This window comes from Streptomyces sp. NPDC004435, assembly GCF_042873895.1.
Lineage (GTDB): Bacteria > Actinomycetota > Actinomycetes > Streptomycetales > Streptomycetaceae > Streptomyces.
Genome location: NZ_JBIAMB010000022.1, coordinates 64,011 through 73,203 on the forward strand (window position 1 = coordinate 64,011; position 9,193 = coordinate 73,203).

Genomic DNA, 9,193 nt, shown 5'->3' on the forward strand with positions numbered 1-9,193 from the left:
GCCAGGCCCCTCTCGCGGAAGGACCGCCGCAGTGAGCCAGTACGTGTCCCGGTTCGCCGGCACCCGGCACCGGCACCCGGCAGCCCCGTCCCGGCTGTGGCTGCCGGGCCGCCCCCGGACCCCGCGCCGGGTGGCCATGCTCTCCGTGCACACCTCCCCGCTCCACCAGCCGGGCACCGGCGACGCGGGCGGCATGAACGTCTACATCGTGGAGCTCGCCAAGCGGCTCGCCGCGATCGACATCGAGGTCGAGATCTTCACCCGGGCCACCACCGGCGGCCTCGACCACGTGGTCGAGCTGGCGCCCGGCGTCCTGGTGCGGCACGTGGACGCCGGCCCGTACGAGGGGCTGGCCAAGGAGGAGCTGCCGGCCCAGCTCTGCGCCTTCACGCACGGCGTGATGCAGGCGTGGGCGGGCCACCGCCCCGGCCACTACGACCTGGTCCACTCGCACTACTGGCTCTCCGGCCACGTCGGCTGGCTCGCCGCCGAGCGGTGGGGCGTCCCGCTCGTCCACGCCATGCACACCATGGCCAAGGTCAAGAACGCCTCGCTCGCCGAGGGCGACACCCCCGAGCCCGCCGCCCGGGTCATCGGCGAGACGCAGATCGTCGCCGCCGCCGACCGGCTGATCGCCAACACCACCGAGGAGGCCGACGAGCTGGCCCGCTTCTACGAGGCGGACCCCGGCAAGATCGCGGTCGTCCACCCGGGGGTCAACCTCGACCGGTTCCGGCCCGCCGACGGCAGGGCCGCCGCCCGCGCCCGCCTCGGCCTCCCGCCGGACGCCTTCGTCCCCGTCTTCGCCGGCCGCATCCAGCCGCTGAAGGCCCCGGACATCCTGCTGCGCGCCGCCGCCCTGATGGTCGACCGCGACCCCTCGCTGCGCTCCCGCATGGTGGTGCCGGTGGTCGGCGGACCCAGCGGCAGCGGCCTCGCCAAGCCGGAGCAGCTGCAGAAGCTCGCCGCCCGGCTGGGCATCGCGGATCTGGTGCGCTTCCACCCGCCGGTGGGCCAGGAGCGGCTCGCGGACTGGTTCCGGGCCGCGTCGGTCCTCGTCATGCCCTCGTACAGCGAGTCCTTCGGCCTGGTCGCGATCGAGGCGCAGGCCGCCGGCACGCCGGTCGTGGCGGCCGCGGTGGGCGGTCTGCCCGTCGCCGTACGGGACGAGCGGACCGGCTTCCTGGTGCAGGGGCACGACCCCGCGGACTACGCGCGCGTGCTGGAGCGTTTCGCCGCCGACCCGGAGCTCACCGTCCGGATGGGCGAGGCGGCCGCCCGGCACGCCGGGTCCTTCGGCTGGGACACGGCCGCCTCGGCCACCGCCGACGTGTACACGGCCGCCATGCACGACCACAGGCAGCGCGCGCACCACCGTCGCGTACGCTCCCACCATGGCTGACGCTCAGGACGCTCGGGACGCACGGCGGATCGTCGAGGGCACGCTCGACGAGGCGGAGCTGGAGTGGGAGAGCCCCGAACCGGGCTCGTACGTGGTCAAGCTCCCCGGCACCCGCAAGCTGTCCACGACGCTGTCGCTGCGCCTCGGCCGCCACTCGCTCTCGCTCAACGCCTTCGTCGTCCGCCACCCCGACGAGAACGAGGCGGGCGTCCACCGCTGGCTCCTCGAACGGAACCTCAGGCTGTACGGGGTGGGCTACGCGATCGACCCGCTCGGCGACATCTACCTCGCCGGCAAGCTCCCGCTGGCCGCCGTCACGCCGGAGGAGCTGGACCGGCTGCTCGGCTCGGTCCTGGAGGCGGCGGACGGCGACTTCAACACGCTGCTCGAACTCGGCTTCGCGTCGGCCATCCGGCGGGAGTACGCCTGGCGGGTCTCCCGCGGGGAGTCGACGCGCAACCTCGACGCCTTCAGGAGCCTGACGCGGGAGACGACGGCGCCGGAGCCGGCACCGGAGCGGGAGCCGGCACCGGAGCGGGACTGACCGCCTTCTCCACGGCCCCTCCCTTCCCGGCCTCCACCACCTCCACCGCGGGGTCCACCACCGTGTCCACCACCGGCTCCTCCTCGCGCAGCGCCTTGCGGAGCCGGAGGGTGTAGCCGACGGCGGCGACGACGCCGAGGGCGAAGGTGCCGGCCCACAGGACGTCCGAACCGGGCCCGTCCACGACCGCGCCGGCCATCACCGGGGCGACGAAGCCGGCCACCGCCCACGACATGCCCATCACACCCTGGTAGCGCCCGCGGGCGTGCTCCGGGGCGAGCCGCGCGGTGGCGGCGGCGTTCGTCGGCACGTGCACCATCTCGCCGATCGTCCACACGATGACGGTCGCGGCGAAGGCCACGGACGAACCGGCCAGCGCGGTCGCGCCGGTGCCGACGGCGAAGAGCAGCGAGGAGACGGTCAGCAGGACGACCGGGGAGCGCCGCTCGGTCACCTTGTTCACCAGCAGCTGGAAGCCGACGATCACGATGCCGTTGACGGCGATCACCATGCCGTACGAGGACGGCGGCAGGCCCTGCTCGGCCATGGTGAGCGGCAGCCCGATCCAGGGCGCGGTGAAGACCACGCAGACCAGCAGGTTGAGCAGGACGAGGGTGCGGAACGGCGCGTCGCGCAGCACGTCCAGCATCGACACCCGCTCCTCGGCCGCCTTCTCGCCGGCCTTCGCCGCCGCTCGCTCGGGGCGGGTCTCCGGCAGCCGCAGGAAGACGATGATCGCGCACAGCGTGGTGGCGACGGCGTCGACGAGGAAGAGCGTGCGGTAGCCGAGGAAGGCGGCGGCGCCGCCGGCGATGGAGGCGACGGCGAAGCCCAGGTTCAGGGCCCAGTAGTTGAGGGCGTACGCCCGGCGGACGTCGTCGGCGGGGACCATGTCGGCGATCGTCGCGTTGATGGAGGGGCGGACCGCCTGCATGGAGACGCCCATCAGCAGCACGACCAGGGCCACGCCCCAGGCGCTGGTGACGAAGGCGAGCGCGCCGGCGCAGGCGGCGGACGCCAGGTGCATCGTGACCATCGTGGGCCGGCGTCCCCACCGGTCCGTCAGCACACCGCCGAGCGGGGACCCGGCGACACCGCCGAGACCGTGCAGGGCGACGACCAGACCGGCGAACCACGCGGAGTGCCCGAGCTCGGTCGTCAGGTAGAGGGAGAGGAACGTCAGGACGAAGGCCCCGGTGCGGTTGACCAAGGTCGACAGCCAGAGCCACCAGAAGCCCTGCGGGAGGCCGGAGACGGTGGCGCGTGCCGATCGTCTGAGAGAAGCGATGGACATATGAGGCAGTGTCTCCGGTCTTGTAAGTCCCTCCGATGGCTCTCGAAACTTACGCATCTCGGCTGGCGGACGCCAGCGAATTGACGACGCGCGTCAATCGTCAGCGGTCCATTAGGCTCGTACGCATGGCCGACGCACCGTACAAGCTGATCCTCCTCCGCCATGGCGAGAGCGAGTGGAACGAGAAGAATCTGTTCACCGGATGGGTGGACGTGAACCTCACCGCGAAGGGTGAGAAGGAGGCGACGCGCGGCGGCGAGCTGCTCAAGGACGCCGGCCTGCTCCCCGACGTTCTGCACACCTCCCTCCAGAAGCGCGCCATCCGCACCGCCCAGCTCGCGCTGGAGTCCGCGGACCGCCACTGGATCCCGGTCCACCGCTCCTGGCGCCTGAACGAGCGTCACTACGGCGCCCTCCAGGGCAAGGACAAGGCGCAGACCCTCGCCGAGTTCGGCGAGGAGCAGTTCATGCTGTGGCGCCGCTCGTACGACACCCCGCCGCCGGCGCTCGCCGACGACGCCGAGTACTCGCAGGCCGGCGACGCCCGCTACGCGACGATCCCGCCGGAGCTGCGCCCGCAGACCGAGTGCCTCAAGGACGTCGTCGAGCGCATGCTCCCGTACTGGTACGACGGCATCGTCCCGGACCTCCTCGCCGGCCGCACGGTCCTGGTCGCCGCCCACGGCAACAGCCTCCGCGCCCTGGTGAAGCACCTCGACGGCATCTCCGACGCCGACATCGCGGGCCTCAACATCCCCACCGGCATCCCGCTCGCCTACGAGCTGGACGAGAACTTCAAGCCCCTCAACCCCGGCGGCACCTACCTCGACCCGGAGGCCGCCGCGGCCGCCATCGAGGCCGTCAAGAACCAGGGCAAGAAGTAGCTCTCACCCACGAAAGAGCCCCCTACCCGCGGTCTTCCCGCAGGGAGGGGGCTTCTTCGTGACGGGCCGCGATCGGGGGAACCGGCCAGGTGGCGCAGGCGACCAGGGCGGTGGCGTCCTGGTCGAGGAAGAAGAGCGAGAACCACGCCCGGTCGGCGGACGTGATCAGGCCGGAGCGCACGGGGAAGCCGTGAGAGCCGAGGATCCGCACCACTTGCTCCAGTCCCTCGGGTTCGTGTCCCCGCTTCCGCATGCGCAGGAGCCGGCCCCGGAAGACCCCGGCATGCTCCCTCGGATCCTTCGCCCGATCCGCCACGCTGTACTCGCCGCCGGCGCGGAGGACGGCCCGGGCTCTGGCGCACGCCTTGTCGTCGCCGGCCAACAGAGCTTGCAGCTCGTGCCGTTCCATCGGCGTCAGTGCTCCTCGCGGCCGCCGGCCGCCTCGTCGCAGGCGAGGTCGCGGAAGTCGTCGAGGGAGGTCGTGCGGATCTCGTCGTCCACGGTGTAGCGCACCTGGCCCGGCTTCAGGCGGGCCAGGTCCTCCGGGGTGAACTCGACGGCCACCGTGGACCAGGAGTTGTCCGAGGTCCAGCCGTACAGCCGGTACGCCCGGCCCTTCTCCAGCCGGGTCGCCTCCCGCTCCGCCGTCCACCGTTCGGCCGTGGGCGCGCCCGCGGTCGGCAGCAGCGGCCAGCTGGTGAAGCCGGTGACCTGCCCGTCGTGCCGCCAGGCGCCCGTGGTCTCCTCGGACTCAGGCGGCCGGCCGCCCGGATGGAGCGTCGCCCCGTCCACGTGGTCGCGGCACATCAGGAGGACGCCGAGCGGAGTGCCGTCCTCCGCCACCGAGACGCCCGTCAGCCCGGCCGGCGGCGCCGAGCAGCCCGTGAGCAGCAGCGCGGCGGTACCGGCCGCTGCCGCTGTCAGGAGGATCGCTCGCGCGGAGGGCATGGCCGCAATTCTGTCGGGCGGAGCCGCCGATGCCCAGGGGTGACCGACGGTAATCCGAGGTGGAGGGGGTCCGAGGGGCCGGCGGGGGCCGAAAAGGGGACGCCGTGGCCCGTGCCGCTCGCTACCGTCCCCCGCATGACACGATCACCGCGCCTGGAGCCGGTCACCCCGGCCACCGTGGACGCCGCCCTCGCCCTGCGCGTCCACCCCCGTCAGGAGAAGAACGTCGCCCCCGTCGTGAAGTCGCTGGCCGAGGCGTACGCGTACGGAGAGACCGCCTGGCCCCGCCTGATCCTCGACGGCGACCGGCTCGTCGGTTTCGTGATGGCCTTCCACGACATCGCCTGGCGCGAGGAGGAGGATCCGGCGGACCGGCGCAGCGGGCTGTGGCGGCTGAACATCTCAGCCGACGCGCAGGGCGCGGGGTACGGCCGCTTCGCGGTCGACGCGGTCGCCGAGGAGCTGCGCCGGCGCGGGGTCCGGCGGATGTACGTCACCTGGGAGCCCGGCGAGGACGGGCCCGGGGAGTTCTACCGCCGGCTCGGATTCCGCACCACCGGCGAGGAGAGCGGCGGCCAGACCGTCGGCGTCCTCGACCTCTGACGGGCGGGGCGGGGGAGGGGCCCGGCGGGACCCCTCCCCCTCCCTCGCGGCGGCCGGATCAGCCGCCGCACTGGCACGGCGCCCCCGCCTGGCAGCCGCAGCCGCAGCCGGGGCCACAGCCGCAGGCGCCCAGGAGGGGCAGCGGCGACCGCTCGCGCGGGGCCTCCGCGGAGGGGTCGGTCGTGATGGGGGAATCGGCCATGGGGGTCCCTCCCTCGCGGGACGCGGTTCGTCCCTCGTCCCCCATTCCATGCCCTTACGGACCGGCGCATCAACGGCGCACGGAAGCCCCGCGCGCCTGTGCGCCCCCCGAGTGCCCCAGCGGACCCGCGTACGCCCTACGCGCCCTCGACCGGCGTGTCCGTCGGCTGGAGCTCGTCCGCGTGCTCACCGGTCACCAGGTAGACGACCCGCTTCGCCACCGACACCGCGTGGTCGGCGAACCGCTCGTAGTACCGGCCCAGCAGCGTCACGTCCACGGCCGTCTCGATGCCGTGCTTCCACCGGTCGTCCATCAGGTGCTGGAAGAGCGCCCGGTGCAGCAGGTCCATCTCGTCGTCGTCCTGCTCCAGCTGCATCGCCAGGTCGACGTCCTTGGTGATGATGACCTCGGCGGCCTTCGCCATCAGGCGCTGCGCGAGCTGGCCCATCTGGAGGATGGTCGCGTGCAGGTCGTTGGGGACCGCACGGTCAGGGAAGCGCAGCCGGGTCAGCTTGGCCACGTGCTGGGCCAGGTCGCCCGAGCGCTCCAGGTCGGCGCTCATCCGCAGCGAGGTGACCACGATCCGCAGGTCCGTCGCCACCGGCTGCTGGCGCGCGAGCAGCGCTATCGCCCGCGCCTCCAGGTCGTGCTGGAGGTCGTCGACCTTCTGGTCCGCCGCGATCACGCTCTCCGCGAGCTTCAGGTCCGCGTCGAGCATCGCCGTGGTGGCGCGCCCGATCGCCGAACCGACCAGCCGGGCCATCTCGACCAGGCCCTCGCCGATCGAATCGAGTTCCTCGTGGTACGCGTCCCGCATGGATGTCCCTCTCTCCGGCAGTGCTCTCTTCATCGGGTGGTCGCTCAGGACCCCACGCTCCCACGTTCGGCCCCCTGTGCGTCCGGCTCCATCCCCTCACGTGAACCGCCCCGGTCCTGAAGGTGAACTCTGGGCGACGCGGGGGGCGATGCCCCGCGGGGCAAATGAACCGCCCCCGTCCCCAGGGTGAACTCTGAGCGACGAGTGTTCGAGCAGCCACTCGGACGGCTGGGAGAGTGTCCGTGACCACGCATAACCTGGATGGCATGGACGTGAACGCGGCGGTCGCCGCATTGGCCGCGATCGCCGGCGTGTGCACCGGCGTGATCGCCATGCTGGCGTTCCGCTGGAGCGAACGCGACCAGGCGCGACCGACCCGTACCTCCCTGCACACCGACGCCGTGCTGCCGCCCGGCGTCGACACCGTGCTCTCCGTGCTGCGCTCCTCCGCGGTCGTGCTCGACGAGAGCGACTCCGTGGTGAAGGCGAGCTCGGCGGCGTACGCCCTCGGGCTCGTCCGCGGCGGGAAGCTGGCCGTGGAGCCGATGCTCAACATGGCCCGCGACACGCGCAGGGACGGGGAGATACGCCAGGTCGAGCTGGACCTGCCCCGGCGCGGCGGCGGCCGCGGCGAGGCCCTCGCGGTCTCCGCGCGGGTCGCCCCGCTCGGCTCGCGGCTCGTACTGCTCCTGGTCGAGGACCTGACGGAGGCGCGCCGCATCGAAGCCGTACGGCGCGACTTCGTCGCGAACGTGAGCCACGAGCTGAAGACCCCGGTCGGGGCGCTCTCCCTGCTCTCCGAGGCCGTCATGGACGCCTCGGACGACCCCGAGGCCGTCATGCGCTTCGCGGGCCGGATGCAGATCGAGGCGACCCGGCTGACCAACCTGGTCCAGGAGCTCATCGACCTCTCGCGGGTGCAGAACGACGACCCGCTGGAGGACTCCGAGCCGGTGTCCGTGGACGAACTGGTCGCCGAGGCGATCGACCGCTCGCGCCACCCGGCCTCCACCAAGCAGATCACCATGGCGTCCGGAGGCTCCGCCGACCTGTTCGTCTGGGGCAGCCGGGGCCAGCTCGCCGCCGCCCTCGGCAATCTGGTCGAGAACGCCGTCAACTACTCGCCGGCCCGGACCCGCGTGGGCATCGCCGCCCGCCGCGTCGCGGCCCCCGGCGGGGACCTCATCGAGATAGCCGTGACCGACCAGGGCATCGGCATCCCGGAGAAGGACCGCGAGCGGATCTTCGAGCGCTTCTACCGCGTCGACCCGGCACGCTCGCGTGCCACCGGCGGTACGGGGCTCGGGCTCGCGATCGTCAAGCACGTGGCCGCCTCGCACGGCGGAGAGGTCACGGTGTGGAGCACCGAGGGTCAGGGCTCCACGTTCACCCTGCGGCTGCCCGAGGCGGGCTCCGCGAGGGACCGCCGGACCCCCGCCTCCCTCACCCCCGATCTCATGACCGAACCGCTTCCTGCACCGGAGGTCCTTCCGTGACCCGAGTCCTTGTCGTCGAGGATGAGGAATCCTTCAGCGACGCCCTGTCGTACATGCTCCGCAAAGAAGGCTTCGAGGTCGCCGTGGCGGCGACCGGCCCCGACGGACTCGACGAGTTCGAGCGCAACGGAGCGGACCTCGTCCTCCTCGACCTGATGCTGCCCGGCCTGCCCGGCACGGAGGTCTGCCGGCAGCTGCGCGGCCGCTCCAACGTCCCGGTCATCATGGTGACCGCGAAGGACAGCGAGATCGACAAGGTCGTCGGGCTGGAGATAGGAGCCGACGACTACGTGACGAAGCCCTTCTCCTCCCGCGAGCTGGTCGCCCGCATCCGCGCGGTGCTCCGCCGCCGCGGCGAGCCGGAGGAGGTCACCCCGGCGGCGCTGGAGGCCGGCCCGGTCCGCATGGACGTCGACCGGCACGTGGTGACGGTCGCCGGCGGCAAGATCGACCTCCCCCTGAAGGAGTTCGACCTCCTGGAGATGCTGCTCCGCAACGCGGGCCGCGTCCTCACCCGCATGCAGCTCATCGACCGCGTCTGGGGCGCCGACTACGTCGGCGACACCAAGACCCTCGACGTCCACGTCAAGCGCCTCCGCGCCAAGATCGAGCCCGACCCGGGAGCCCCGCGCTACCTGGTGACGGTCCGCGGCCTGGGCTACAAGTTCGAGCCGTAGGATCCCGGGCCCGCGCCGAGGCCGGACGGAGTCCGGCACAGCGTCCCGATGCCCGGGAGGCCCCTGGGGCCGAGCGGTGCGAGGGGCGCGTGCGGGGCGGGGTTCGAGCCCGACCCGGGCGCCCCGCGCTATCTGGTGACGGTCCGCGGCCTGGGCTACAAGTTCGAGCCGTAGGATCCCGCGCGCCCGCGCTGTAGGGCCGTGGGCGGGGGGGGGGGGGGGCCCCCCCCCGGGGGGGCCCCCGCCCCCCCGCCCGGGGGGGGGGGGGGGGGGGCGCCCCCGCGGCCCCCCCCCCCCGCCCCCCGGCGCGCCCCCCCCCCCCCCCG

At 73.1% G+C, this 9,193-nt stretch carries 11 protein-coding genes; 6 read left to right on the forward strand and 5 right to left on the reverse strand.

Annotated elements, in window-relative coordinates:
* Positions 1-31: 31 nt before the first annotated feature.
* The gene (mshA, locus tag ACFYT9_RS31860) at positions 32-1,402 is read left to right on the forward strand and encodes a D-inositol-3-phosphate glycosyltransferase (protein ID WP_387272498.1); all 1,371 of its coding nucleotides are present in this window, start codon (positions 32-34) and stop codon (positions 1,400-1,402) included.
* Positions 1,395-1,946 (forward strand): YbjN domain-containing protein, encoded by a 552-nt coding sequence (locus ACFYT9_RS31865; RefSeq protein ID WP_389169236.1) that lies wholly within the window; start codon positions 1,395-1,397, stop codon positions 1,944-1,946. The genes mshA and ACFYT9_RS31865 overlap by 8 nt, the downstream gene beginning before the upstream one ends.
* On the opposite strand, the gene ACFYT9_RS31870 is transcribed toward ACFYT9_RS31865, so the two are convergent.
* Complete coding sequence (locus ACFYT9_RS31870; RefSeq protein ID WP_389169238.1) at positions 1,873-3,240, reverse strand: MDR family MFS transporter; 1,368 nt, start codon at positions 3,238-3,240, stop codon at positions 1,873-1,875. The genes ACFYT9_RS31865 and ACFYT9_RS31870 overlap by 74 nt on opposite strands.
* 125 nt (positions 3,241-3,365) lie before the next feature.
* On the opposite strand from ACFYT9_RS31870, the gene ACFYT9_RS31875 reads away from it, so the two are divergent.
* A complete protein-coding gene (locus tag ACFYT9_RS31875; RefSeq protein ID WP_387272492.1) occupies positions 3,366-4,124 on the forward strand; it encodes a phosphoglyceromutase in 759 nt (252 codons plus the stop codon).
* Between the two features lie 22 nt (positions 4,125-4,146).
* On the opposite strand, the gene ACFYT9_RS31880 is transcribed toward ACFYT9_RS31875, so the two are convergent.
* Both ACFYT9_RS31880 and ACFYT9_RS31885 read right to left on the reverse strand, forming a co-directional pair.
* Positions 4,147-4,533, reverse strand: a complete 387-nt coding sequence (locus tag ACFYT9_RS31880) for a hypothetical protein (RefSeq protein ID WP_389169240.1) — start codon at positions 4,531-4,533, stop codon at positions 4,147-4,149.
* A 5-nt stretch (positions 4,534-4,538) separates the two neighbouring features.
* Positions 4,539-5,072: a hypothetical protein gene (locus ACFYT9_RS31885; protein WP_387272488.1), complete on the reverse strand. Its 534-nt coding sequence runs from the start codon at positions 5,070-5,072 to the stop codon at positions 4,539-4,541.
* Positions 5,073-5,207: 135 nt separating this feature from the next.
* Here ACFYT9_RS31885 and ACFYT9_RS31890 point away from each other — a divergent pair, with 135 nt between their 5' ends.
* Positions 5,208-5,675, forward strand: coding sequence for a GNAT family N-acetyltransferase (locus tag ACFYT9_RS31890; protein WP_387272486.1), 468 nt, complete (start codon positions 5,208-5,210; stop codon positions 5,673-5,675).
* Between the two features lie 58 nt (positions 5,676-5,733).
* On the opposite strand, the gene ACFYT9_RS31895 is transcribed toward ACFYT9_RS31890, so the two are convergent.
* Both ACFYT9_RS31895 and phoU read right to left on the reverse strand, forming a co-directional pair.
* A complete protein-coding gene (locus ACFYT9_RS31895; RefSeq protein WP_376601202.1) occupies positions 5,734-5,877 on the reverse strand; it encodes a hypothetical protein in 144 nt (47 codons plus the stop codon).
* Between the two features lie 136 nt (positions 5,878-6,013).
* The gene (gene phoU, locus ACFYT9_RS31900) at positions 6,014-6,694 is read right to left on the reverse strand and encodes a phosphate signaling complex protein PhoU (RefSeq protein ID WP_030750464.1); all 681 of its coding nucleotides are present in this window, start codon (positions 6,692-6,694) and stop codon (positions 6,014-6,016) included.
* Positions 6,695-6,960: 266 nt separating this feature from the next.
* On the opposite strand from phoU, the gene ACFYT9_RS31905 reads away from it, so the two are divergent.
* Together ACFYT9_RS31905 and ACFYT9_RS31910 are read left to right on the forward strand one after the other, a co-directional pair.
* The gene (locus tag ACFYT9_RS31905) at positions 6,961-8,190 is read left to right on the forward strand and encodes an ATP-binding protein (RefSeq protein ID WP_351102995.1); all 1,230 of its coding nucleotides are present in this window, start codon (positions 6,961-6,963) and stop codon (positions 8,188-8,190) included.
* Positions 8,187-8,867, forward strand: coding sequence for a response regulator transcription factor (locus tag ACFYT9_RS31910; RefSeq protein ID WP_189853754.1), 681 nt, complete (start codon positions 8,187-8,189; stop codon positions 8,865-8,867). Before ACFYT9_RS31905 ends, ACFYT9_RS31910 begins: the two co-directional genes overlap by 4 nt.
* The last annotated feature ends 326 nt before the right edge of the window (positions 8,868-9,193 follow it).